Source organism: Rhodococcus sp. WAY2, from assembly GCF_009859915.1.
Classification (GTDB): Bacteria; Actinomycetota; Actinomycetes; order Mycobacteriales; family Mycobacteriaceae; genus Rhodococcus_F; species Rhodococcus_F oxybenzonivorans.
On the sequence record NZ_CP046572.1, the window covers coordinates 5,629,498 to 5,653,509 of the forward strand.

Annotated in this window: 20 protein-coding genes; 13 read left to right on the plus strand and 7 right to left on the minus strand. The window is 66.5% G+C overall.

Going from position 1 to position 24,012, the window contains the following annotated elements:
• Positions 1 to 59 precede the first annotated feature (59 nt).
• The 4 genes from GFS60_RS25295 to GFS60_RS25310 form a co-directional block, all read right to left on the minus strand.
• On the minus strand, positions 60 to 662 hold the full coding sequence (locus tag GFS60_RS25295; RefSeq protein WP_159925505.1) for an AMIN-like domain-containing (lipo)protein: 603 nt from the start codon (positions 660 to 662) through the stop codon (positions 60 to 62).
• Positions 663 to 686: 24 nt separating this feature from the next.
• A complete protein-coding gene (locus GFS60_RS25300; RefSeq protein WP_159925507.1) occupies positions 687 to 1,133 on the minus strand; it encodes a YchJ family protein in 447 nt (148 codons plus the stop codon).
• Entirely contained in the window at positions 1,130 to 2,692 is a 1,563-nt protein-coding gene (locus GFS60_RS25305; RefSeq protein ID WP_159925509.1) for a long-chain-fatty-acid--CoA ligase, read from the minus strand. Before GFS60_RS25305 ends, GFS60_RS25300 begins: the two co-directional genes overlap by 4 nt.
• Before the next feature lie 71 nt (positions 2,693 to 2,763).
• Complete coding sequence (locus tag GFS60_RS25310; RefSeq protein WP_159925511.1) at positions 2,764 to 3,588, minus strand: hypothetical protein; 825 nt, start codon at positions 3,586 to 3,588, stop codon at positions 2,764 to 2,766.
• A gap of 221 nt (positions 3,589 to 3,809) precedes the next feature.
• Here GFS60_RS25310 and GFS60_RS25315 point away from each other — a divergent pair, with 221 nt between their 5' ends.
• From GFS60_RS25315 to GFS60_RS25330, 4 genes are all read left to right on the plus strand, one after another.
• The gene (locus tag GFS60_RS25315) at positions 3,810 to 4,601 is read left to right on the plus strand and encodes an ABC transporter ATP-binding protein (RefSeq protein ID WP_109331726.1); all 792 of its coding nucleotides are present in this window, start codon (positions 3,810 to 3,812) and stop codon (positions 4,599 to 4,601) included.
• Positions 4,602 to 4,605: 4 nt separating this feature from the next.
• Positions 4,606 to 7,137, plus strand: coding sequence for an ABC transporter permease (locus GFS60_RS25320; RefSeq protein ID WP_159925513.1), 2,532 nt, complete (start codon positions 4,606 to 4,608; stop codon positions 7,135 to 7,137).
• An 84-nt stretch (positions 7,138 to 7,221) separates the two neighbouring features.
• Complete coding sequence (locus GFS60_RS25325) at positions 7,222 to 8,403, plus strand: NAD(P)/FAD-dependent oxidoreductase (RefSeq protein WP_159925515.1); 1,182 nt, start codon at positions 7,222 to 7,224, stop codon at positions 8,401 to 8,403.
• A gap of 32 nt (positions 8,404 to 8,435) precedes the next feature.
• Positions 8,436 to 9,230, plus strand: a complete 795-nt coding sequence (locus GFS60_RS25330) for a glutamate racemase (RefSeq protein ID WP_159925517.1) — start codon at positions 8,436 to 8,438, stop codon at positions 9,228 to 9,230.
• Here the strand turns inward: GFS60_RS25330 and GFS60_RS25335 are convergent.
• Both GFS60_RS25335 and GFS60_RS25340 read right to left on the minus strand, forming a co-directional pair.
• Positions 9,218 to 9,871: a TetR/AcrR family transcriptional regulator gene (locus GFS60_RS25335; protein WP_159925519.1), complete on the minus strand. Its 654-nt coding sequence runs from the start codon at positions 9,869 to 9,871 to the stop codon at positions 9,218 to 9,220. The two genes, GFS60_RS25330 and GFS60_RS25335, sit on opposite strands and share 13 nt — an antisense overlap.
• A gap of 110 nt (positions 9,872 to 9,981) precedes the next feature.
• Positions 9,982 to 10,347, minus strand: coding sequence for an SPW repeat domain-containing protein (locus GFS60_RS25340; protein WP_201453447.1), 366 nt, complete (start codon positions 10,345 to 10,347; stop codon positions 9,982 to 9,984).
• Positions 10,348 to 10,504: 157 nt separating this feature from the next.
• Here GFS60_RS25340 and GFS60_RS25345 point away from each other — a divergent pair, with 157 nt between their 5' ends.
• Both GFS60_RS25345 and GFS60_RS25350 read left to right on the plus strand, forming a co-directional pair.
• Positions 10,505 to 11,236, plus strand: a complete 732-nt coding sequence (locus tag GFS60_RS25345) for a DNA alkylation repair protein (RefSeq protein ID WP_201453653.1) — start codon at positions 10,505 to 10,507, stop codon at positions 11,234 to 11,236.
• A gap of 34 nt (positions 11,237 to 11,270) precedes the next feature.
• On the plus strand, positions 11,271 to 11,867 hold the full coding sequence (locus tag GFS60_RS25350) for a CHAP domain-containing protein (protein ID WP_159925523.1): 597 nt from the start codon (positions 11,271 to 11,273) through the stop codon (positions 11,865 to 11,867).
• Between the two features lie 19 nt (positions 11,868 to 11,886).
• On the opposite strand, the gene GFS60_RS25355 is transcribed toward GFS60_RS25350, so the two are convergent.
• Positions 11,887 to 12,942 carry a ferredoxin--NADP reductase gene (locus GFS60_RS25355; protein WP_159925525.1) on the minus strand — a complete coding sequence of 352 codons (1,056 nt, stop codon included), beginning with the start codon at positions 12,940 to 12,942 and terminating at the stop codon, positions 11,887 to 11,889.
• A 314-nt stretch (positions 12,943 to 13,256) separates the two neighbouring features.
• Here GFS60_RS25355 and mdo point away from each other — a divergent pair, with 314 nt between their 5' ends.
• The 7 genes from mdo (at position 13,257) to GFS60_RS25390 (ending at position 24,003) form a co-directional block, all read left to right on the plus strand.
• Positions 13,257 to 14,528 (plus strand): NDMA-dependent methanol dehydrogenase, encoded by a 1,272-nt coding sequence (mdo, locus tag GFS60_RS25360; protein ID WP_159925527.1) that lies wholly within the window; start codon positions 13,257 to 13,259, stop codon positions 14,526 to 14,528.
• A 119-nt stretch (positions 14,529 to 14,647) separates the two neighbouring features.
• Positions 14,648 to 15,754, plus strand: a complete 1,107-nt coding sequence (locus GFS60_RS25365; RefSeq protein WP_159925529.1) for a MadB family AAA-type ATPase — start codon at positions 14,648 to 14,650, stop codon at positions 15,752 to 15,754.
• Between the two features lie 2 nt (positions 15,755 to 15,756).
• Positions 15,757 to 17,286, plus strand: coding sequence for a MadC family VWA domain-containing protein (gene madC / locus GFS60_RS25370; RefSeq protein WP_159925531.1), 1,530 nt, complete (start codon positions 15,757 to 15,759; stop codon positions 17,284 to 17,286).
• Positions 17,287 to 17,360: 74 nt separating this feature from the next.
• Positions 17,361 to 20,624 (plus strand): protein kinase domain-containing protein, encoded by a 3,264-nt coding sequence (locus tag GFS60_RS25375; protein WP_159925533.1) that lies wholly within the window; start codon positions 17,361 to 17,363, stop codon positions 20,622 to 20,624.
• A gap of 142 nt (positions 20,625 to 20,766) precedes the next feature.
• Entirely contained in the window at positions 20,767 to 21,954 is a 1,188-nt protein-coding gene (locus GFS60_RS25380; RefSeq protein ID WP_159925535.1) for an iron-containing alcohol dehydrogenase, read from the plus strand.
• Between the two features lie 4 nt (positions 21,955 to 21,958).
• On the plus strand, positions 21,959 to 23,320 hold the full coding sequence (locus GFS60_RS25385; protein ID WP_159925537.1) for a MadS family sensor histidine kinase: 1,362 nt from the start codon (positions 21,959 to 21,961) through the stop codon (positions 23,318 to 23,320).
• On the plus strand, positions 23,317 to 24,003 hold the full coding sequence (locus tag GFS60_RS25390; RefSeq protein ID WP_159925539.1) for a MadR family response regulator transcription factor: 687 nt from the start codon (positions 23,317 to 23,319) through the stop codon (positions 24,001 to 24,003). Before GFS60_RS25385 ends, GFS60_RS25390 begins: the two co-directional genes overlap by 4 nt.
• Positions 24,004 to 24,012: the final 9 nt, after the last annotated feature.

The window sequence follows — 24,012 nt, forward strand, 5'->3', positions numbered from 1 at the left end:
CACGACGGTAGAACCTGAACCGAACTCGAGGTCAAGCGCTGGGGTGCCGAGCGTGCTCCCTACCTCGCGATGTCGACGACCACCCTCGTCGGTCCCGACAAACTCGACACCGTGAACGGCAGGTCGGGGCGCGTCACGCCGATGAACGATTGGGTGACACCTTCGAAGACGAGGGCACCGTTGACCTCGGTCACTACCCCGCCGGGCTCCCCGGGCAATGGGTTCGGACCGGCATACCCTTCCACGCCGCTGTCGAAGGGATATGCGGAGCCGTCGATCAGCACTTGGAGAATTCCGTTGCCCGACATCGGGATCGACCTGCCGCTGCCGTCCTGAACGGCCTCGTCGACGTACTCGACCCGCCAGCCCGGCGTGCCCGTTCCGCCGAGTTCGTAGACCACTCGATCGAAGCCCTCGTGCCGACCGATCCGGATGTCGGTCACCGTCAGTTTCGCCGGACCGGACGCCTCGGACGACTTCGGCGACGCGTCGGTCGGGACCGTCGATGCGTCGGGTTCGAGTGCGGTGCTCGTGGTCGCCGCGGCGGCGGGTGACGTCGCCGCGACACTGCTGGCGGAGTTCGACTCCGAACATCCGGTGAGTGTCAAGGCCAGCGCGCAGGCGGCGAAGACGGCGACGGGGCCGATCCGGTGGTTGTTCATGTTTCGATCGTAAGCCGGAGGCGATCAGACAGGTGGGAGCCGCCGCCCCGGCTTAATTACTGAGAGGCCGGCCGCACGTGCGTCGAGATACAGCCAGCGACCGTCCACGCGGACGAAACGGCTGTTCTCGTGGAGCGAGCCGCGCTCGCCGTCCAACACGAAATGGGCCCGGAACTCGACGGTGCCGGCGGTGTCGAGGAGTCCGCCGCCGCTCGACCCGAGGATGTCGAGCCGGGTCCACCGCTGCGCGGGATCGAGGTCGAGGCCGTCAGGCCGGGTGCTCGGATGCCAGGTTGCCAGGAGATAGTCGGCGTCGAGGACGGCGAAGGCGCTGAAACGGGACCGCATGAGCCGCTCGGCGGTCGGGGCGGTGGCCTCGCCGCGGTGGAACCGTCCGCAGCAGTCGTCGTACGGCTCACCGAGAAGGCAGGGGCATCGACCGGTCACGACTCCAGTATGGATGGTGCTCACACCAGCTTGTGGCTGCGGTCCTTCCAGTACGGTGCACGTAGTTCCCGTTTGAGGATTTTCCCCGTCGGATTGCGCGGCAGCATCTCGACGACGTCGATGCTGGTCGGGCATTTGAACTTTGCCAGACGCTGGTGGGTGTAGTGGATCAGCTCGTCCGGGTCGGCGACGGTTCCCTCGACGGGGACGACGATCGCCTTCACAGTTTCGCCCCAATGCTCGTCGGGCACACCGATCACCGCCACCTCCGCCACCGCCGGGTGTTCGACCAGCACCCGCTCGATCTCGGGCGAGTAGACGTTTTCACCGCCGGTGATGATCATGTCCTTGAGACGGTCCTCGATGTATACGAATCCGTCCGCGTCCGCGCGTCCCATGTCGCCGCTGCGGAGCCACCCGTCGGCGGTGATCGCCTCGGCCGTCGCCTCGGGTTTGCCGAGATAGCCCGGCGTCCGCTGCTCCGTGCGCCACCATAATTCGCCGGTTTCCCCGGGAGCGACGTCCCGGGTGGTAACCGGGTCCACGATGCGCATCTCGACGCCGGGAATGGGCTGTCCCGCCGACGCCATGCGTTCGACCTGCGTTTCGTCGCGGTGCACCTCGGGGAGGAGGGCTGTGACGACACCGGCGCATTCGGTCATCCCGTACACCTGGACGAATTCCGTCCTGGGCCAAGCAGCCAACGCGCTCCGGAGTAGCGGCAGTGGCATCGGCGCCGCTCCGTACGTGATGCGGCGGAGCGCGCCGAATGCGGCGACGGCCTGTTCGCCTGCGGCCAGGACGCCCGCGATCACCGGCGGAACGAGGAACGCGATAGTGGCTCCGGCGGCAAGACCTGCGAACAGTGACGGGGCATCGGCATCCCGCGCGACATGGCATCGAGCGCCGGCGTGGATTCCCATGATCGCGTAACAGCTACCACCGACGTGAAAGAGCGGCATCGCGACGAGGAAGCAGTCGTCCTCCCGGGCGGGAAGCACGGCGAGTGCGTCGACGTTGTGGGCGTTCAGGTTGCGGTGCGTCAGCTGCACTCCCTTCGGCTTACCGGTGGTTCCGGAGCTGTAGAGAATCAACGTCGTCGACTCGGGATCCACGACGGGCGGCCGCCACAACGAGGACGCCTCCGTCAACCACGGCTCGAATTCGTCGTGCTCACCACCGACGGTGATGAATTGCTCGATACCGGTCATCCGATCGCGCAGCGCCATGACCTGTTGCAGAAATTCGTTCCCGACGAAGAGGATTCGGGCATGGCAGTCGTTGATCACGTAGTCGAGTTCCTCGCCGGCGAGCCGCCAGTTGGGAACCGCGGTGGCCGCTCCGAGCACACCCGCCGCGTAGGTCACCTCCAGGCAGGAGAGGTGATTTTTGTCGAGAAAGGCGACCGTGTCTCCCTGCCGTATTCCTCCTTCCGCCAGAGCTCCGGCGATCTGCAGAATGCGGTCGCGCCATTCGGACCACGTGTACGCGCGATCCTGGAACTGCACGGCGATGGTGTTCGGTCGGAACTGCGCCCAGTGCGCGAGCCGGTCGAAGATGATTCCGTTCGCGGCGTCCGACATGCGCCCACCTCTCCTGTGTGACATCAGTCACAAGGTTAGTGGCCGGGGGACGGCTCAGGACGGTTTTGCCCTCACCCGGCGGAAGCGGCCGGCCTGCGTGCGCCGGTGCGGCGAAACGCGGCGCCGGCGACTATTCCGACCACGATGAGCGCGATCGCCAGCCAGTCCGGGTCATTGTCGGTGACGAGCATGGCGATGCCCACGCCCATCACGAACGGTGGCAGGAACTCGAACAGTTTCAGGAGTGGTGGTGCCACTTCTTCCGGTTCCCCGGGTTCCCGCGGCGCCCGCGCAGTCGCCACATCCGGATACCACTCGGTGAAGGACAGGGCGAACAGCAACGCCCCGATCGGAATGATCCAGCCCGTCCAGAAGTTGTCCGGCTGCCCCAGCACCGCGTCGCCGAACAGCCCGGCCGCCGCCGATACCGTGAACGACAGGGCCCACACCAGTGTGATGCGCTGGTTGATCGCCAGGAAGAGCGGTGAGCTCCAATACTCCTCAGGTGTGGTCTCTTTCGCGTACGGCAGGGTGAACGGGTTGCGCAGCAGCAGTGAGCCGAACGCGAAAACGACCAGCGCAAGGCTCGACACTTCACCCGACCACGTCTCCAGCCACGTGATCACCGTGTCGGAGGCGAACAGTCCGATAGCGGCGAGGCAGCCGAAGTAGACGATGTCGAACACTTCGAGGGGTTTGAGGGCACCACCCCGGCGATGGCTGAGAAACAGGAACAGGATCGACAACGCGAGAGCGGCGGCGACCGATTCCTCGAACCGTCCCGGACCCGACAGCAGCGACATCACGATCCACGGACTCAGTCCGGCGAAAGGCGACTGGAGGAAGGCGTCGACGAATCGCGCGCCTGCTCTCGGCTTAGGGGACTCGGTGGTCATGAGCTTCTCCTTCGCGCCGGTGTGTCCGAATTCTCTCAGCCCGCCTCTCGCGCTGCTCAGGTTTCCGCGGTGCCGGTCCACGATCGTCGTCCGCGAAAGATCAGGGTGGTCCCCGATGGCGGCCCGACCCACCTCTCGACAAGATGGTGGAGTGCGCCCCGCGCGCCGGCCCGACCCGTCACCACGGGGTGGGGCCGTCACGGAAGAAACGAAAGGCGATCATGAGCACGCATGCCCCCGCTGTCGCTGCCCGTGCTGTCGAGCTGTCGAAGACCTACGGCACCGGCGACACCCAGGTCCACGCGCTCAGCGCGGTATCCGCGGAGTTCGCCCGTGGTGAGTTCACTGCGATCATGGGCCCCTCCGGGTCCGGTAAGTCGACGTTGATGCATTGCCTCGCCGGGTTGGACTCGGCCAGTTCGGGTTCGGTGCTCATCGGCGACACCGAGCTGACGACGCTGTCGGACAAGCAGATGACGCAGCTGCGCCGCGACCGTATCGGGTTCGTCTTCCAGGCGTTCAACCTGGTGCCGACCCTCACCGCTCTCGAGAACATCACGCTTCCGCTCGACATCGCGGGCCGGGCCCCCGACGCGGTGTGGTTGAACAACGTGCTGGACAAACTGGGTCTGCAGGACCGCCTCGGGCATCGCCCCGGCGAGTTGTCCGGCGGACAGCAGCAACGGGTGGCGTGCGCCAGGGCGCTCGCCGGACAGCCGGAGATCATCTTCGGTGACGAGCCCACCGGAAACCTCGACTCGAAGTCCTCGGGGGAGGTGCTGTCCATCCTGCGTGCGGCCGTCGACGAGTTCCACCAGACGGTCGTGATCGTCACGCACGATCCGCGCGCGGCAGCGTACGCCGACCGGGTGGTGTTCCTCGCCGACGGGAAGATCGTCGACGAGTTGAGAGATCCGACCGCCGATTCGGTCCTCGACACGATGAAGCGGCTCGACGAGCCGGCATCGGTATCCGGCGGCGCCCATGCACTCGCCACGGACGCGGTGGTCTGACGGTATGGCGTCCACCTCTCGCGCTCCCATGCGCAAGGTTTCTCTGCGCAATCTCGCCGCCCACAAGGTGCGGCTCGCCCTGACCGTCCTCTCCGTCGTCCTCGGCACCGCCTTCGTCGCCGGGTCCTTCGTCTTCACCGACACACTTCAGAAGACCTTCGATTCGATTTTCGAGAACACCGCCCAGGGCGTCGACGTCCGAGTGTCGAGCGCCGAGGAGAACTCGCGCGGTATTCCACTCGCGGACGTGGACACGGTCGTCGCGGTCGACGGAGTCCGCAAGGTGGCGCCCTCGGTCAGCGGACAAATCGTGCTCATCGGCTCCGACGGCGCTGCCGTGCAGACCGGGGGAGCGCCGAGCGTCGGGGAGTCCTACCTGCCGCCCGACCAGGCACTCGGTGAGGCCGACGAGTACCTCGAGGGCACTCCGCCGGCCGAGGTCGGCCAGATCGCGGTCAACGCGAGCGCCGCCGAACGCGCCGGACTCACCGTCGGCGACACCACGAAGGTCCTGGTCCCTGCCCGCGGCATGGTGGACGTGACGGTGTCCGGCATCTATTCCACGGGCAACGACACCGGTGGCTTCCTCAGCGCCACGTTCGTGGACTCCCAAGCACGTGAGCTGTTCACCGACGGCGAGCACGTCGAGTACCTCGATGTCGCCGGCACCGGTCTGTCGCAGGCTGATCTGCGGGACCGGATCGCCGCGGCCCTACCCGATGCCCAGGTGCAGACGGGCGACGAGGTGCGCGAGGAGACCAAGGCCGAAATCTCGGAGGCACTGAGTTTCGTCAACTATTTCCTGCTGGCATTCGGTGCAATCGCCCTTCTGGTGGGCACCTTCATCATCTACAACACGTTCTCGATGATCGTCGCTCAGCGACTGCGCGAGCTGGCCCTGCTTCGTGCAATCGGAGCCAGCCGTCAGCAGGTCGGCCGGTCGGTGGTCTTCGAAGCACTCGTCGTGGGAGTGATCGGCAGTGCGATCGGAATCGCCGCCGGGATCGGCCTGGCCTACGCTCTGCGCACAGTGCTCAACGCGTTCGACCTCGGCCTGCCCGAGGGGCCGCTCCAGGTCGGACCACGGACCATCCTCGTCGCCCTGGTGATCGGTGTCGTCGTCACGACGGTCAGTGCGTACGCACCGGCCCGTCGAGCGGCCAAGGTTCCGCCCGTGGCAGCGATGCGTGAGGAATTCGCGTCCACCGGGGATTCGCTGCGGATCCGGACGATCGTCGGTGCGGTGCTCGGCGCGCTCGGTGTGGTGGGCCTCGTCGTCGGTTCGCGAGGGACGGGAGGCGGTGCGGCCGCAGTGGTGGGTATCGGTGCCCTGGGCCTGATCCTGGCCGTGCTGTTCGCCGCGCCTGCACTGTCCCGGCCGGTGGTCGGTGCACTCGGCGCCGTCCTCGCGAAACCGTTCGGGCCGGTCGGCAGGCTCGCCCGCACCAACGCCGTCCGTAATCCTCGGCGCACGGCCGCCACCGCGTTCGCCCTCACACTGGGACTGATGCTCGTTTCGGTGATCGGCGTGTTCGGATCTTCGGCGAAAACGGGCGTCAATCAGCTCGTCGACGTGGGAGTGACCGCCGACTACATCCTCACCGGACCCAACCAGATCGGTGTCCCGTCCGGCGCGGCGCGCGCCGTCCGGAACCTCGACAGCGTCCAGAGTGCCACCGCTCTGCATCCCGTGTCAGTCACGGTCGACGACGAAGCAGAGCAGGGCGCCTCACTCGAAGGTCCCATCGACGGGGTGCTCGACTACACCCTCGTCGAGGGCGCCGCCGACCTCACGGCCAATCACCTGCTGGTCTCCCAGACAGCGGCCACGGACAAGGGCTGGACCCTCGGTTCGACGGTTCCGATGAAGAGCGCCGACGGCAAGGTCGTCGACGCGCAGGTGGCGGGAGTGTTCGAGGACAACCAGCTGATCGGGGAGTGGGTGGTGTCCGACGACGTGTATCGCCAGGTGATGCCCGCCGCAACCCTGCCGGCCTTCACCGTGCTGATCGACGCGAAGCCGGGAACAGACCTGACGCAACTACGGTCCGACCTCGAGGCCGCGACCAAACAGTTCGTCGTGGTTCAGGTACAGGACCGAGAGCAGTTCAAGGGAACACAGGGCGCTCAGATCGACACCCTCCTCGCCATCCTCTACGGGCTGCTCGCCCTCGCCGTCGTGATCGCGATCCTGGGAATCATCAACACGCTCGCCCTGTCCGTGGTGGAACGACGCCGTGAGATCGGCATGCTCCGGGCCGTCGGAATGCAGCGTGCGCAGATGCGTCGCACCATCTACCTGGAGTCGATGCTCATCGCGGTGTTCGGTGCCGCGGTCGGGGTGTTGCTCGGAATCGCTTTCGGGTGGGGCTTCGTCAGCACGTTGAAGGATCAGGGGCTCGAGCAGGTGACGGTGCCGTGGGGGCAGGTCACCGCCATGCTCCTCGGATCCGGCGTGGTCGGGGTGCTGGCAGCGTTGTGGCCCGCGAGCCGGGCAGCACGCACTCGCCCGCTCGAGGCCATCGCCGACCTCTGACCCGTGAGCATTTGATATGACTGGTGCACGGAATGTGATGGCGATCATGTGGGTCGCGTCGGCAGATTGGGCGGGTACGGGACAGTGCAGAAGATCGTCATCGTAGGAGCGGGTCTGGCAGGCCTGCGCACAGCTGAGGAACTCCGGCGGGCGGGGTACGCGGGTGACCTGGTACTTCTGGGCGGTGAGCCACACCTGCCCTACGACCGGCCGCCGCTGTCGAAGGAGGTGGTGCGCGGCGAGAAGAGCGACACCACCCTCAAGCCGCGGGAATTCTTCGACGAGAAGAACATCGAACTGCGGCTCGGTGTCGAAGCGGCCTCTCTCGATCCGGAATCCCGCATCCTGAGACTCGCGGACGGCTCCGAGGTGGCCTACGACGAACTTGTGATCGCCACCGGCCTCGTGCCACGCCGCATCCCCGGTCTACCGGAACTGGCCGGCATCCACGTTCTCCGTTCCATCGACGAGTGCCTCGCGCTGCGATCGGACATGGCCGATGCCCGGCGTGCGCTGATCGTGGGCGCCGGTTTCATCGGTTGCGAACTCGCGGCCAGCATGCGGGCCGGCGGGCTGGATGTGGTGCTCGTCGAGCCGCAACCGACACCGCTCGCGTCGATCCTGGGCGAGAAGATCGGTGGCCTGGTGGCGCGACTGCACGTGGACGAGGGCGTCGATCTCCGGGCCGGGGTCGGCCTGCAGTCGTTGACCGGGACAGATCGGGTCACCGGGGCTGTGCTCGGTGACGGCAGCGAGGTGACCGCCGACGTCGTCGCGATCGGTGTCGGCTCGGTGCCGGTCACCGGTTGGCTCGAGGGGTCGGGCGTCGAACTGGACAACGGCGTGGTCTGCGACGATGTCGGCCGGACAGCGGTTCCGCACGTGTGGGCCGTCGGCGATGTGGCCGCGTGGCAGCTGCAGGTGGGCGGCCGCAAACGCGTCGAGCACTGGAGTAACGCCGGCGAGCAGGCCAAGCTTCTCGCCGGTGCGCTGACCGGGACGGGGAGTGGAAGTCCCGCGGCGCACGTGCCGTACTTCTGGAGCGACCAGTACGACCTCAAGATCCAGGCGTTGGGCGCCGTGGCGGGCACCGACGTGGTGCACGTGGTCAAGGACGACGGACGTAAGTTCCTCGCGTATTACGAGCGCGACGGCATCCTGTCGGGAGTCGTCGGCGCCGGGATGGCAGGAGCGGTGATGAAAATGCGCGCCAAGATCGCCGCCGGCACACCGATCGGTGAGGTTCTCGAGGCCGCGTCGGCGTAGGGCGGTTCGCGAGGACGCGATAGATTCGACCGGTGATTGTTGCGCTCATCGACTCGGGCCTGGGGATGCTGCCCACTGCGTTGTGGCTACGCACGAAGCGGCCGGAGCTGAACCTGATGCTCGCCCTCGATCCGGATGGAGCGCCGTGGGGCCCCAAACCGGAACAGTGGGTGATCGATCGAGTCCTCGAGACCGCGCAGCGCTGCCTCGACCGCGGTGCACAGGTGATCGTGCTGCCGTGCAACACGGCGAGTGTCACCGCACTCGAGCACGTGCGGGAGTTGGTCGGACCGGGTGTCCCGGTGATCGGTACGGTGCCGGCGATCAAGCCCGCGGCCGCTGCCTGTGACTCGGTTGCGATCTGGGCGACAGCGGCCACCACGGCGAGCCGGTACCAGGCCGATCTGATCGAGCGTTTCGGCAACGGAAGTTCCGTGGTGAGCATTGCCTGTCACGGGCTGGCCGAGGCCATCGACCGGGGCGAGCGCGAGGCGGCCACAGCAGCCATCGCTTCGGCCGCAGCACGCACCCCCGACGATGTGGGGGCAGTGGTGCTGGGATGCACGCACTACCCACTGGTGGCGGACGAGATCGCGGCAAGTCTCCCCGCGGGAGTGCAACTGTTCGACAGCGCGGAAGCGGTAGCGGCGCAGACCATTCGCCGCATCGATGCACTCGGTGAGGCGGGTGACGGTGAAGGGGCACACCACGCTCGTACCGGCTCCGTCGAGGTCTACCTGAGTGGTCGACCCGGCAGCCTCCCCGAGAGCGCGCGTGCGTTTCCGGTCGGCCGACTGCTCACAGCGGGCGCGTCTCAACCCAGCTGAACCATCCCGGCGGCCACCACGCGCGCCACATTGTCCAATTCGTCGCCGTACCTGCGTGGCAGGTCGTCGAGGTCGTGGAGACGGTCATTGCCCGCCATCGAGAACATGGCAGCCACCCAGGCCGTTGCGCACGCGCGCAACGTGCCCGGTTGCACCGGATACGGCGAACTCGCCTGCAGGAGCCGTTCGGTGATATCTCTGAGGTAATCGCGGAACCGCCGCAGATGAGCGCGAACATCCGGGTGGGTCTCGGCCTCGCGCCAGATGATCAACCGCATCACCGACGAGTGGTGGTCGCGCAGATTCAACGCGGCATCGAGGTTCACCAGGCTCGCCGCCGGATCGCCTGGACTCACGAGGGGACTGACGTCACGAAACGGTTCGGTGGGCAGCCGTTCGGACAGCAACGCCAGGAGGATGTCGGTCTTTGCGGGGAAATAGTAGAACACCAAGCCTTTCGGGACGTGGGCGGCCGAGGCGATGGAGGCGGTGGATGTGGCGTCGAATCCGTGTGTCGCAATAAGGGATTCGGCGGCGTTGAGGATCAGCTCCCGGGCATCGCCATCGATCTTCGCGCTACGCCGTCGCCGTCCTTTGCGGGGTGGGGGAACGCCGGGTATTCCGAGATGAGGTGCGTGCATGAGCCTTTTCCGGACGTGAACGGCGGGGCGAAGGCCGGGGCGGCGATGACTTCGCCGGATCCACGTTCCTTCGCCCCGCTCGAATCGGTGTTCTCGGTATGCGGCACGGATCAGTGATGGGTGGCAAGCCCTCCGTGTCCGTGCATCCGGGAACTCATCACCGGCATTGCCGTGACGGCCACGACCACCGCGAGCACGCCGACCACCCACGCGGTCCACGACGCTCCCCGGAGTCCGTCGAAGTTCATCACCCAGGGGGAGAGGAACAGCAGAACACCGAAGATGCCCATGGCGTATTCGGCCATCGTGAAATCCGGACGGAACATGTGGACCAGACCGGACAGCGCTATGAGAGCGCCCAGCACGATCAGGGACCACCGGGCGGCATTATTCGTGTCGAGCCACAGCGGCGAGAGCGCCGCGAAGACTCCGATCACGATGGCCGCTATATCTTGCATGCGACTCCACGACTTCATGTCCAGCCTCCTCGGAACGGATTGTGTCCACCTCGAGTACACGCCTGATTGACCGCCCGATCAATATTTGCGTCGTTGCAGTCCAGTAACGTCAGCCGCTGGTCAAAGCCATTTCGTAACCATTCTCGAGGATGTCGGTGCCGTGTGGGACAGTGCGTTGGTGACCTCCACTGCGCGCGACGTGATCCAGGCACTCGCTGAACTGGCAGACGAGAAAGTCGCTGTGGGATCCGCGCGCTTTTTCAAGACCGGACCGGGTGAATACGGGGAGGGCGACGTATTCATCGGTGTGCGGGTTCCGGCTACCCGGGGGGTGGTGCGCCGGCACCGCGATCTCGAACCGCCCGAGGTCGAGACCCTGCTCGACAGCCCCGTGCACGAGCACCGTCTGGCCGGCCTGCTGATTCTGGTGTCCCAGTGCACGGCTGCAGCCAGCGCCGGCGAGGACGCCGTGGTCGAGAAGGTGGCCCGCTTCTACCTCGACCTCGTGTTACGCGGACGCGTCAACAATTGGGACCTCGTCGATTCCTCCGCCGATCACATCCTCGGCACCTGGCTTGTCGAGAAACCACGGGACCTGATATTCCGACTGGCCGCGGATGACGACCTGTGGCGCCGGCGCGTGGCTCTACTCAGCACGTTTGCGTTCATCCGGCGAGGGGACGCGTCGACCACGCTGGAGGTGGCGCAGCGGGTGCTCGGTGACCGACGGGATCTGACCCAGAAGGCGACGGGGTGGATGCTGCGGGAGGTGGGGAAGCGGGTCGACCGCGCTCTGCTCACCGATTTTCTCGACCGCAACGCCGCCGTGATGGGCCGGACCGCGCTCAGCTATGCCTGCGAGCACCTGACGGCCGAGGAGCGAGCCGCCTACCGTGCGCAGCGCTGACCGTGCCGCACGCGATACCGCTACATTCGGTGGCATGACCCTCGCCGATCCCCCTAGTCGCCGCCGCCGCACGGGGTCGGTCCTCGTCGGCGTCCTTGCCCTCGCAGCCGTGCTGGCAGTCGGGGTGTGGTGGTGGGCGCCGACGCGCTACCTGCCCTGGGACACCGCAGACTTTCCTGCCGTGGACAGGTCCGCGTTGTCGCCCCAGCAGGCGACGATCATCGACCTGCTCGAAACCGAGCACAGCCGGCAGCGACCGGGCACCTTCTACTCCGAGGGAGTGGAGGAACCCTGGTGTGCCGACTTCGTCAGCTGGATCATGCGAGAGTCCGGTCGGCCCCTGTCGAACCCCAATTCGGGACATTGGCGCATTCCTGGGGTGTACACGCTGCAGGAGTACTACGAATCGCAGTCCCGGTTCGAGGAGGTCGGTAGCGGATACCGGCCCTCGGTCGGCGACGTGGTGCTCTACGACAACACCAGTTGGGTCGGTCAGCACACCAACTTCGTCGTCGCGGTGGACGACGACACCGCAACGACGGTGGGAGGCAACGAGTTCGGCCGGGTGCGCGTGCACACCGTCGACTGGTCGAGCGACTCCGCAGTGGTTGGATTCGGCCGGCTGGAGTGAGGGGCGCGGCCGACGGGTGTCAGAACTCGATCTTCAGATGGTCCGTGACGGGCCGGGCCTGGCAGCCGAGGATGTAGCCGCTCTCGATGTCTTCCGGGTCGAGGATCTCGCTGTTCTCCATCTCGACCTCACCTTCGAGTACCGTGCAGGCACACGATCCGCACTCGCCCTCCTGGCAGGAATAGGGCACGTCGATACCTTTGGCGAGCATGATTTCCACCAGCGTCTGCTTGCGGGGCCAGCTGAGATTGTGGACCTCCCCGTCGAGTTCGACCTCCACTGTGGCGGCGTCGGCCGCTTCGTCGTCGGTGACCTCGATGACATCGGCGTCGCGGAAGGGGTCACCGGCGAGTGAGTTGAATACCTCGGCGTGCACCTGGGTGCGCGGCATGCCGGCGTCGGCGAGCGCCTTGTGGATGGTGTCCATGAACGGAGTCGGTCCGCACATGAACGCCTCGTGCCCGACGTAGGGTGCGACAGCGGAGGCGAGCTGATCGACGCAGGGGAGGCCTTGAACGGTCTCGAGCCAGTGGATCGACACGAGGCGGCTCGGGTACCGGCCGGCGAGTTCCCGCAACTCTTCGGCGAAGATGACCGACTTCTCGTCCCGGTTGGCGTAGAAGAGTACGACTTTGCCGGACCCTTCCGTGAGGGCGGCCTTGAGTATCGAGATCACCGGCGTGATGCCACTGCCTGCGGCAAACAGCAGGAAGTCGTGGTCGAGGGACTTCGGGGTGAACACACCCGACGGCGGCAGCACCTCGAGGGTGTCACCGACGGCGACGTGGTCGCAGAGCCAGTTGGACCCGTATCCGTCGGAGGTGCGCTTGACCGTCACCTTGGGTGCGTCGTCGCTGAACGGTGAGCTGGCCAGCGAGTAGCACCGCGCGACCGAGCCGGTGCGGTCACTGGGTATGCGCAGGGTGAGGAACTGACCGGGTTTGTAGGCGAACTTCGCGGCGAGGTCGGCGGGGACGTCGAAAACCAGCGACCGGGAGTCGGACGTTTCCTCGACCACTTCGGACACCGTGAGCACCGCTGATCGTGAGCTGTGCGGCACCTCGACAGTCGTCATCGCGTGTGTAGTCCTCTCCATGATTCGCAGCGTCGAAACGCTCCTGCATCTGCCTCAAATATAGAACAGGTTCTAGTTTTTGCCTAGCGGGTCGCTCCAGCGTAACGAGCCCCGCCCTGACCGGTTCGGCCCGTGCCCACCTGGCCGGTCGGAGAGTTCGTGCGCCGCAGTCGGACGGTTCGGGCCCGCAGGTCTGTGACGAGTGCCCGAAGTGAGTCACAGTGAATCTCAGCTGAGACGCCGATCACACCGGCAGACGGTTTTCCTTCCACCGGCAGCTCAGTTTCGACACCGACAACTTCGAGGAGACGGCCATGGCCATCGAGCTCAACCAGATCTGGGACTTCCCCATCAAGGAGTTCCACCCCTTCCCGCGGGCACTGATGGGAGTGGGCGCGCACGACATCATCGGAGTGGAGGCGAAGAACCTCGGGTTCAAGAGGACGCTGCTCATGACCACCGGTCTGCGCGGTTCGGGAATTATCGAGGAACTGGTCGGCAAGATCGAGTACCAGGGCGTCGAGGTGGTGCTGTACGACAAGGTGGAGTCGAATCCCAAGGACTACAACGTGATGGAGGCCGCGGCCCTCTATCAGAAGGAGAAGTGCGACTCGATCATCTCGGTCGGAGGTGGCTCCAGCCACGATGCGGCCAAGGGCGCTCGAGTGGTGGTCGCGCACGACGGTCGCAACATCAACGAGTTCGAGGGATTCGCGAAGTCGACCAACAAGGAGAACCCGCCGCACATCGCCGTCTCCACCACTGCCGGTACCGGTTCGGAAACCTCATGGGCGTACGTCATCACCGACACGTCCGACATGAACAACCCGCACAAGTGGGTCGGCTTCGACGAGGCGACCATCGTGACGCTGGCGATCGACGACCCGCTGCTGTACTACACCTGCCCCCAGCACTTCACGGCCTACTGCGGATTCGACGTACTCGCCCACGGCAGTGAGCCTTACGTGTCCCGTCTCGATTTCGCACCGTCTCTGGGCAACGCGCTCTACTCCGTCGAGCTAGTGGCGAAGAACCTGCGGGAGGCGGTGTTCGAGCCGCGCAACCTGAAGGCCCGTGAGGGAATGATGAACGCGCAGTACATCGCCGGGCAGGCATTCAACTCCGGTGGTCTCGGCATCGTGCACTCCATCTCGCACGCGGTCAGTGCGTTCTTCGACAGCCACCACGGTTTGAACAACGCGATCGCCCTTCCCCGCGTGTGGGAGTACAACCTTCCCTCGCGGTACGAGCGCTACGCGCAGTTGGCAGGGGCGTTGGGTGTCGACACCCGGAACCTCACCACGGTGCAGGCCGCGGACGCCGCCGTCGAGGCCGCGATCCGGTTGGCCAACGACGTCGGTATCCCCGACAACTTCGGGCAGGTCCGCACCGACTCGTACGAGAAGAACCAGATGAACACCAAGAAGTACGAGGGCCGCGGCGACACCATCCGGGGCGACGAGAAGACCATCCGCGCCATCTCCGAGCACATCCAGGGTGACTGGTGCACGCCCGGAAATCCCCGTGAGGTGACGGTCGAGTCGATGCTGCCCGTCGTCGACCACGCGATCAACAGCTCGTACTAGCTCCACCGAACTCGCGTCCGGGGCGGGCGTGTCCCAGCCTTTGCCCCGTGTCTCGGCCTGGCCCCGCCCCGGACGCGTTCCCACGACCGACACTGCTGACGAAGGACGGAAGCCGCACCATGACCGCACCGCACACCGCTCCATCCCTGGCGGATGTCCGCTTCGCCGATGGAATCGAACTGAAAGCAGCCCTGCGCGAAGTCGACTACATCGCCGACGACGAGTTCTCGGTCGTCGTACACCTGGCGACCGCGCTCGACCGGCCGCTCCTCCTCGAGGGCCCCGCCGGTGTCGGGAAGACGGAGCTGGCGAAGTCCCTGGCGGAGGCCGCGGGCCGCAGGCTCGTCCGGTTGCAGTGCTACGAAGGTCTCGACGACAACCGTGCACTGTACGAGTGGGATTACGCCAAACAACTGCTGCACGTGCAGATGCTGCGCGACCGGCTCAGTGATCAAGTGGCCGCGTTCGACGACGTCGCCGACGCGTCGAGGTTTCTGGCGGCGCAGGATTTCGGTCTGTACTCGGAAGCATTCCTGTCGGTACGGCCCCTACTCGAGGCGATCCTGTCACCGGAACCTGTGGTGCTGCTCGTCGACGAGGTGGACCGCACCGAGGAATCGATGGAAGCGCTGCTGCTCGAAGTTCTCGCCGAGGGACAGGTCACCATTCCCGAGATCGGCACGTTCACCGCCCGTTCGGCGCCGTGGGTCATCCTGACCTCCAACGACACTCGCGAGCTCTCGCCCGCCCTGAAGCGGCGCTGCCTCCACTACCATCTCGACTACCCGACCCCGGAACGTGAGCGGGACATCGTGACCGCCCGTGCGCCCGAGGTGGAATCGGCCGTCGCGGCGAATGTCGTCGAACTGGCGCGGACTCTGCGCGCACTACCGTTACGCAAGAGCCCGTCCATCGCTGAGGTCATCGACGCCGCCCGCGCCGCGGTGGTGCTGAAGGCGACCGGCGTGGCAATCACATCGCAGTTGGCGATCCGCGACATCCTCCTCGCTGCGCTGCTCAAGTACACCAGCGATGTCGATCTTGCTCGCGGCCGACTCGACGGCGTGGCGAACCCGGCCCCGGCGCCGGCGCCGGAGGCTGACGGTAGAGAGCGCGTCACCGTCGCATCCCGTCCGGCCAACACGACCACAGCGGTGTTCCGCGGACACGGCGGCCGCGACCGCGGTGGCATCGGCGTCGGCAACGGCCGTCCTGCGAGGCGATGACGATGTCCGCGGTCCGAGGCGCGCCGGCGCCCGAGTCGCAGCTCCTCGATGTGCTGGCGGCGTCGTTCGGCGCACTGCTGCGCCGGTACGGTGTGGCAGCGTCTGCGGCGGAGGTGATCGACGTCCGGCGTGTGCTGGGGCTCGTCGGCGCACGGCAGCCGGACACCACGCGGGCCGCGCTGCGCGCGGTCTGCGCCAAGTACCGCTACGAGCAATCGGGATTCGACCGGGCCTTCGACGTGTTCTTCGGTGCTGTCGCCACGGCCGCCCCCGATCTCCGCGCACCGTCCCGAACCGAGTTCGCGGAGGGGCTTCCCACTGCCCTCCAGGTTGCCGACAACGTCGACACGGCCCGCTATGCCGAATACAACGAGCGCGCCGCGGAAGTCGGCGACCACTTCGATACGCCGGAGGCCGAGAAGGGTTTCAATCCTCACAAGGATGACGACGACGTCAGCATGACGTCGAGCGATGCCGAACTGTCCGTCGACTCCGAGGCCGATTCGGGCCGACGCGGCGTCACCTACACCGTCGACGTCTCGCGGGCGGCGAGTACTGCCGTCGGTGACCTGGCGACGTCGACGAGTGGCGCCGTCGTGGGGTCGCTGTCCTGGGACGATCCGGCGTCGATTCTGGCGTGGCTCGACGCCTACGACCCCAGCGCGGTGTACTCGGACTCCGGTGTCGACGAGCCGCTGACTGCTGCCCAGTTGAATCGTCTGGCAGACGCAGTCGAGGCGTTCGTCGGAGCGCTGGCCGACGCCCGGGACGCCGCCGGGCAGGCCGCTGCGGATGTCCCGACGGCGGACGGCCAGGGTTCGGCGGTCTCACGCGCCGAGGTCAATCAGGCATGCCACGAGATCCTTCGGCGGATGCGTGGCCCCGCGCGTCCCCGTCCGAGGGAGCTGACCGCGGGACGGCTGGACATGCGGCGCACGGTCCGTGCGAGCCTGCGGACCGAGGGCGTGCCCTTCCGCTTGATGGTGAAGGCGCCGCGTCCTGACCGCGTACGTGTGCTCGTTCTCGCCGACGTCTCGCTGTCCGTTCGACCGGTCACGGCCTTCACCCTGAGGTTGGCGCAGGCGATGCACCGCCGCGCGAGTCGATGCCGAGTCCTGGCATTCGTGGACAGGCCCGTCGATGTCACGGACACACTCCTCGCGGGTGGAGACGACGACGCACTCGCTGCCGTGCTCGCCGATCCCCGCATCGATCTCGAGGCGAGCAGCGACTACGGCCGGGTGTTCTCCGAGGTCCTCACCGCGTTCGGCACCGAGGTTCACTCGCGCACCTCGGTGCTCGTCGTGGGTGACGGAAGGGGCAACGGATTGCCACCGGGCCTCGACGAGTTCGCCGCTCTGCGGAGAAAGGTGCACCGCCTCGCGTGGATTACGCCGGAGCCCGAGCGGTACTGGGATCAGGCGTCGTGCGCGATGCCTCGGTACGCCGAAGTCTGCGACCGAGTGGTAGTTGCGCGGGACGCGGTCCAACTGTTGGCCCGCGCCGCCGAACTGGGTCACGCGTTGCGATGAACGGCCCCCGCCGAGTGTGCCTCCGATACCGTGGCCGGGGATATCCTGAGGGCACGTCATCGAGAGGTGAGCGCATGGTGCCGACGGCTGAAGATCCCCTCGAGACCCAGCGCGATGTGGCGTCGAACGTCGCGACGGAGTTGACAGCGGCTGGATTCGAGGAGGCGCACGAGATCGGGCACGGCGGCTTCGGGGTCGTCTACCGGTGTGTTCAGCCGGAGCTCGACCGCACGGTGGCGGTCAAGGTCCTCACCGCCGAACTCGACCAAGAGAACACGGCGCGGTTCTTCCGTGAGCAGCGGGCCATGGGCAGGCTGACCGGACACCCCAACATCGTCAATGTCCTCCAGGTCGGTGTCACCGGAAGCGGTCGTCCCTACATCGTGATGCCCTACCACCCGCAGGATTCACTCGACGCCCGGATCCGGAAGAGCGGTCCGCTTCCACTGGGCGAGGTCCTTCGGCTCGGTGTGAAGATCGCGGGGGCTCTGGAGACGGGGCACCGCCTCGGCATCCTCCATCGCGACGTCAAACCCGCCAACATCCTCCTCACCGACTACGGCGAACCCGCGTTGACCGACTTCGGGATCGCGCACATCTCCGGAGGATTCGAAACGGCGACCGGAACGGTGACGGGATCGCCGGCGTTCACGGCACCCGAAGTTCTGCGGGGCGATCCGCCGAGCCCGGCCTCGGACATCTATGGCCTCGGCGCCACGCTGTTCTGTGCGGTCACCGGTCACGCGGCGTTCGAACGCCGGAGCGGGGAGCAGGTCATCGCACAGTTCCTCCGGATCACCTCGCAACCCGTCCCGGATCTGCGGGAGAAAGGCATTCCCGAGGACGTGAGCGCGGTGGTCGCGCGCGCGATGGCGGCCGACCCCGCTGATCGACCCGCGACCGCTGCGGAACTCGGTGACGCGCTGCGGCAGATGCAAGCAGACAATGGACTCCCCGTCGATGACATGGCCGCCCCGCAGGATGCGCCCGGCCGATCGCAAGTGAGGTCCCGTCTACCAGCGCAGCCCACGGCACATTCGCTGATCGGTGCCGACGGTAACCTGCCACTCGAACTGACCAGCTTCATCGGTCGGCGACGCGAGCTGACGGAAGCGAAGGCGAAGCTGTCCGATGCGCGCCTGGTGACCCTGACGGGCATCGGCGGTGTCGGGAAGACGCGTCTCGCGCTCCGTGTGGCCGCCGACGTCCGACGTGGATTCGCCGACGGCGCGTGGTTGGTGGAACTCGGTGAATTGCACGACGAATCTCTTCTGGTCGACGTCGTCGCGGCGGCACTGGGCCTGCGGGACGGGCCGGCGAGTTTGTTGAAAGACACCCTCGTGGACTTTCTGGCCGCGCGCCGGATCCTGCTCGTATTCGACAACTGTGAACAGGTGGTCGGCGCGGTCGCGAGACTGTCCGAGACCTTGCTTCGTAGCTGTCCGAATCTGCGGATCCTGGCGACGAGCAGGGAACCCCTCGGGATCGGCGGAGAAGTCGTGCTTCGGGTTCCCCCGCTGACCGTCCCCGACTCGGCCCGCCCCCCGTCCCTTCAGGCAATGCCCCGGTACGACGCAGTCACGTTGTTCGCCGACCGCGCCGCCGCCGCGGTGCCGGGCTTCGAGCTCACCGAGGAGAACACGGACACGGTGGCGCTGATCTGTCAGCGACTGGACGGTTTGCCACTCCCGATCGAACTGGCGGCGGCGCGGCTGCGAGCCATGTCGGCCGAGCAGATCCTGCGTCGCCTGACGGACCGTTACGCTCTGCTGACCCTCGGCAGCAGGGGCGCGCCCACGCGGCAGCAGACTCTGCGTCTGTCGATCGATTGGAGTTATGAGCTCTGCAGCCAGCAGGAACAGCAGTTGTGGGCGCAGCTGTCGGTGTTCGCCGGTAGCTTCGAACTCGACGCGGCCGAAGGCGTGTGCGCAGGCCCTCCCCATGCCGAAGACTTGCTCGATACGGTCACCTCGCTGGTGGACAAGTCGATCCTCATCCGTGAGGAGTCGGCCTCGGTGGTTCGGTTCCGCATGCTCGAGACACTGCGTGACTACGGCAGCGAGAAGTTGACGGAAGCCGGCGAAGCCGACCGTCTGAGGCGGCGGCATCGGGACTGGTACCTGCAGTTGGCCGAAACTGCGAAGGCGGAGTGGGTCAGCCGCGAGCAGGTGACGTGGATGCGCCGCCTGGCTCGCGAGCAGCCGAACCTGCGGGAGGCGATGAAGTTCTGTCTGACCGAGCCGAATTCGGTGTCCGGGTTGCGATTCGCGACCGCCTTGTTTCTGTTCTGGCTCTCCCGAGGCATGTTCAGCGAGGGCCGCCACTGGCTCGACCGTTTCCTGGAGACGTCGCCGGTCGAGGTCAGCGAGGAACGGGTCGCGGCGCTGTACGGAAACAGTGTGCTGGCCGAGGCCCAGAACGACGTGGCTGCCGGGGCGTCGCTGGTCGCGGAAGGGAAGGCGCTCGCGGCACAGACCGACAACGTCGTGATCCGCGCGCACATCTCGCATGCCGAGGGTGTGCTGAAGTTGTTCACGGGTGATCTGCCCGGCGCGCTCGAGTGTTTGGAATCCGCCCTCGAAGTGTCCGGGGACTGTGGCCGGCCGGCCCTGCACATCGAGGTCCTGGACTCGCTCGGCACCGTGAGGACACTGCTCGGAGACTCCGCTCGGGCCATCGAATATTACGAGCGGGTCCTCGAGATCACGGAATCGACCGGCGAGTCGATGTACCGATCGCACACGATGTGGGCGATGGGCGTAGCAGTGTGGCGTCAGGGTGATGTCCGGCGGGCTTCCCGATATGTCGAGGACGGGCTGGCATTGGCCAGGCGGGTCGACAGCGCGGTCACCGTGGCCACCTGCCTGGAAACGTTGGCGTGGTTCGCGGGCGACGGCGATGCAAGGCGCGCCGCGGTTCTGATGGGAGCGGCGGAGTCGGTCGCGAAATCTACGAGAAGTTCCACGGTGCTGTTCCCCCATTTGCACGTCTTTCACGAGGAGTGCGAACAGCATGCGCGCACTGCCCTGGGAAGAAAGGAATACGAGTCGGCGCGGGACGAGGGCAGGGCGCTGGCCGTCGACGACGCTGTGGCGTTCGCTCTGGGCGAGCAGTCTCCCAAGCGTCCTTCCTCTTCGCGCGCCGGCGCCGACCTGACGAAACGAGAGCGAGAGGTTGCCGACCTGGTGGCCGAGGGCTTGACCAACAAGCAGATCGCTGCCCGGCTCGTGATATCACCTCGCACCGCGCAGGGGCACGTCGAACACCTTCTCGCCAAGCTCGGCTTCGCCTCTCGGACTCAGATCGCGGCCTGGGTCGTGGAGCAGGGTCGGACCTGATCACGGCTGCTGCCCACCTACCCGATCGGGTAGGTGCCGGACCTGCCCTTCGGTCAGTGTGCGCGTCCGTCCCTGCCCGTAGAGTCGAGGTTCAGCGCTTGTAACCTGGATCACATCACGGGGGCGTGGGAGGAGTGTCGTCTTGTCTGTGTCGTATCCGGTCACCCGCACCACCGCTACCGACCGGCTGGTCAAATTCCATGCACCCGAAATCGTCTTCGGTATCGGGTCGATGGTCGAGGCCGCGCACGCCGTCCTCCGCCTCGGCGGCTCGCGGCCGATGCTCGTCACCGACTCCGGGTTGATCGACGCCGGCTGGGCGGCCGAACTACAGGACCAGCTCCGGGAGCAGGGACTGACGCCCGTCGTGTGGAGTGCGTTGACGCCCAATCCGAAGGATCACGAGGTCGCGGCCGGTCACGAGGCCTACCAGGAAGGTGGATGCGATGTCTTGATCGCACTCGGAGGCGGTTCGGTGATCGATGCCACCAAAGGAATCGCGGTGCTCGCCGCGAACGGGGGCAACATTCTCGACTACGAGGGTGTGGATCAAGCGACCAGTCCGATCCCTCCGCTGGTCATGGTCCCGTCCACGTCCGGCACCGGTGCCGACGTGTCGCAATTCTGCATCGTGACGGACACGGCCCGCGGTACCAAGATCACGATCATCGGCCGCGCGCTGGTTCCCGACGTCACCGTGATCGATCCCCGCCTGCTCACGACCATGCCGGAGTGGCTCAATGCGGCCACCGGGCTCGACGCGCTCACACACGGCATCGAGGCGTTCGTCTCGCTGGCGCACAACCCGCTCACGGACCATCACGCGCTTCGCGCGATCGGGCTGGTCACCGACACCCTGGTCCACACCATCGAAGACCCGCTGGAGATGGAGCCGAGGGCCGTCATGGCCCAGGCGAGCCTCGAAGCGGGCCTGGCCTTCACCAACGCCATTCTCGGTGCGGCGCATGCGATGAGCCATCAGGTCGGTGGACTGCTCGACCTGCCGCACGGCGTGATCAACGGTGTCCTGCTCCCACACGTGATTCGGTTCAATGCGGCCAGCGACGCTGCCCCGTTCGTGGCGATCGCGGCGGCACTCGGACTGGAGGAACATCGCGGAACACCCGAGGAAGCGGCCCTCGCGGTCGCGGACCGAGTGGAGCGTCTGGCTCGCGAGGTCGGTGTGCCGCGAGGACTGGGGCAGTTGGGTGTGCGTGAAACCGACCTTCCGCGGCTCGCGGAGTTCGCCCTGCGGGACGCCTGCATGTCCACCAATCCGCGGACGGCCACACACCAGCAGATGGTGGCACTTTTCCGGACTGCGATGTGAGCCGATGAACGCCCCAGACCTCTCGACACTCACCGGACTCCGGTCGGGCAAACCGACGTTCTACCCGCAGTACCGCGGCGCCGCCGAACGTCTCGAGCGCGTCGTCCATGCGCTCGAGCTCATCTCCCGCGCGCTGGTGCGAACGGTCGAGGGGCCCGAGACGTTGATCTGCGCTGTGGCCGAGGCGGCGCGTGCACACCTCGACGCGCGCTGGGTGGCTTTCGCCCTGGCGGACGGCATGCTGCCCGATGCCGGTCCCCGCCGGCTGGTTCTCGGACCGGACGCCACCCCGTTTCTGGTCGACAACGTCGAGGGACCTCCGCTGCCGGACGAGGTGGTCACGTGTCTCGGCGACATCAGGTCCGCCCGCACCGGCAGGGCGCCCGTCATCGACGCGCACCATGCTTTCGTGCCGATCGTGCTCGAGGGCGGAGTGGTGGGAGCCTTTGCCGCGTGGACAGCGCCGCAACGCACACTCGACACCACCGATGGTGCGGTACTGAGTATCTTGGCGAGCCAGACCGCGGTTGCCCTGCAGAATTCGGCGCTCTACCAGCGCGGGCAGCGGCTCCTCGAACACGCCGAGCACGCATACGCGGAGGCGCGGCGGACCGCGTCGGATCTTGCGGTCCGCAACGCCGAACTCGAGTCCACCCAACGTCAGCTCGGGGCCGCGCACCGGCATCAGGTACTCGACGAGGAACGTCACCGCATCGCCCGTGAGCTCCACGACAGTGTCACGCAGGCGGTACTGTCGGCCGGAATGCAGATCGAGGTCTGCAGGAGCGGAGTGCCCGACGACGAACGTCGCGAAAGACTCGACCTGGCCAAGGATCTCACTCGTCGCGCGGTCGAGCAATTACGCTCGGCCATCTACGCGCTCAATCACTCCAAGAGTTCGGACCGCACGTCGCTGCCCGGGATGCTCGAGCAGCTCGGTGTGGTGCACATGCCCGACGACCTCGAGGTCAGCGTGCGGGTGGGCGGAACACCGGCGGAGCTGTCGTGTGACCGCGAGCACGCGCTGCTGCGCATTGCCGGTGAGGCCTTGTTTAACGCTGCTGTCCACGCCAACGCGACGCGCGCCGTTCTGCGCCTGACCTATTCGGCGGATTCTGTACTCCTGTCCGTCGCCGACGACGGGGACGGGGATCCGAAGCAGATGCGGCTCATGTTGCGGATGGCGGCAAACAACGACCTGGACGGACACCATCGCGGTCTGGCGAACATGCAGGCCCGGGCTGCGGAATTCGGGGGAACCTTCGAAGTGGCCAGGGCGCGACTCGGCGGAGTGCGAGTGGCTGCACGAATTCCTCTCGGCGACAAACCTTCCAGGGGAGACAACGACAACGAGGTGGAGCGATGACGATGCGAACTCCGATGCAGGACGAGGCGAGGTCTGCACGAGCAACGTCGGTGGTCCGGCTCGTCCTCGTCGACGATCACGCGATTCTTCGGCAGGGGCTGCGCTCGGTACTCGAGCGAGAACCGGATCTCGAGGTGGTCGGGGAAGCGTCCACGAGCGGGGAGGCACTCGACGTCGTCGGACAGGTGAAACCCGACGTCGTGTTGATGGATCTCAAGCTGTCGGCGGCATCCGATTACGAGGGGCTCGTGCTGTGTGCGCAGTTGTCGTCCGCGAACAGAGGACTGGGACTTCTGGTGCTGACGACGTTCCTCGACGAGCAGCTGGTGGTCCGTGCCGTGCAAGCCGGCGCCCGGGGATACGTGGTGAAGGATGTGGACACGACCGAACTGGTGCGCGCCATCCGCGCGGTCTCACGTGGAGAAAGCGCATTCGACTCGCGGAGTGCTTCCGCGGTGATCCGGTCGCTGAACGGGCAGACGACCCCGCGGGAAGGACTCACGGAGCGCGAACTCGAAGTCCTGCAACTGCTGGCCACCGGGTTGTCGAACGCGAAAATCGGTGAACGGCTCTTCATCTCGGCCACCACCGTGAAGTTCCACGTCAGCAACATCATGCGCAAGCTCGACGTGGGTAGGCGGGCGGAGGCCGTGTACGAGGCGGGCAAGCTCGGACTGATCTGAAACAGCCGT

Coding starts and splice junctions, on each gene's coding strand:
- GFS60_RS25310 (WP_159925511.1), bottom strand. CDS start 3,588: ATGACCACCGAGTCCCCTAAGCCGAGAGCAGGCGCGCGATTCGTCGAC.
- GFS60_RS25340 (WP_201453447.1), bottom strand. CDS start 10,347: ATGAAGTCGTGGAGTCGCATGCAAGATATAGCGGCCATCGTGATCGGA.
- GFS60_RS25355 (WP_159925525.1), bottom strand. CDS start 12,942: ATGACGACTGTCGAGGTGCCGCACAGCTCACGATCAGCGGTGCTCACG.
- GFS60_RS25315 (WP_109331726.1), top strand. CDS start 3,810: ATGAGCACGCATGCCCCCGCTGTCGCTGCCCGTGCTGTCGAGCTGTCG.
- GFS60_RS25375 (WP_159925533.1), top strand. CDS start 17,361: ATGGTGCCGACGGCTGAAGATCCCCTCGAGACCCAGCGCGATGTGGCG.
- GFS60_RS25390 (WP_159925539.1), top strand. CDS start 23,317: ATGACGATGCGAACTCCGATGCAGGACGAGGCGAGGTCTGCACGAGCA.
- madC (WP_159925531.1), top strand. CDS start 15,757: ATGTCCGCGGTCCGAGGCGCGCCGGCGCCCGAGTCGCAGCTCCTCGAT.
- GFS60_RS25350 (WP_159925523.1), top strand. CDS start 11,271: ATGACCCTCGCCGATCCCCCTAGTCGCCGCCGCCGCACGGGGTCGGTC.
- GFS60_RS25335 (WP_159925519.1), bottom strand. CDS start 9,871: ATGCACGCACCTCATCTCGGAATACCCGGCGTTCCCCCACCCCGCAAA.
- GFS60_RS25320 (WP_159925513.1), top strand. CDS start 4,606: ATGGCGTCCACCTCTCGCGCTCCCATGCGCAAGGTTTCTCTGCGCAAT.
- GFS60_RS25295 (WP_159925505.1), bottom strand. CDS start 662: ATGAACAACCACCGGATCGGCCCCGTCGCCGTCTTCGCCGCCTGCGCG.
- GFS60_RS25385 (WP_159925537.1), top strand. CDS start 21,959: ATGAACGCCCCAGACCTCTCGACACTCACCGGACTCCGGTCGGGCAAA.
- GFS60_RS25365 (WP_159925529.1), top strand. CDS start 14,648: ATGACCGCACCGCACACCGCTCCATCCCTGGCGGATGTCCGCTTCGCC.
- GFS60_RS25305 (WP_159925509.1), bottom strand. CDS start 2,692: ATGTCGGACGCCGCGAACGGAATCATCTTCGACCGGCTCGCGCACTGG.
- mdo (WP_159925527.1), top strand. CDS start 13,257: ATGGCCATCGAGCTCAACCAGATCTGGGACTTCCCCATCAAGGAGTTC.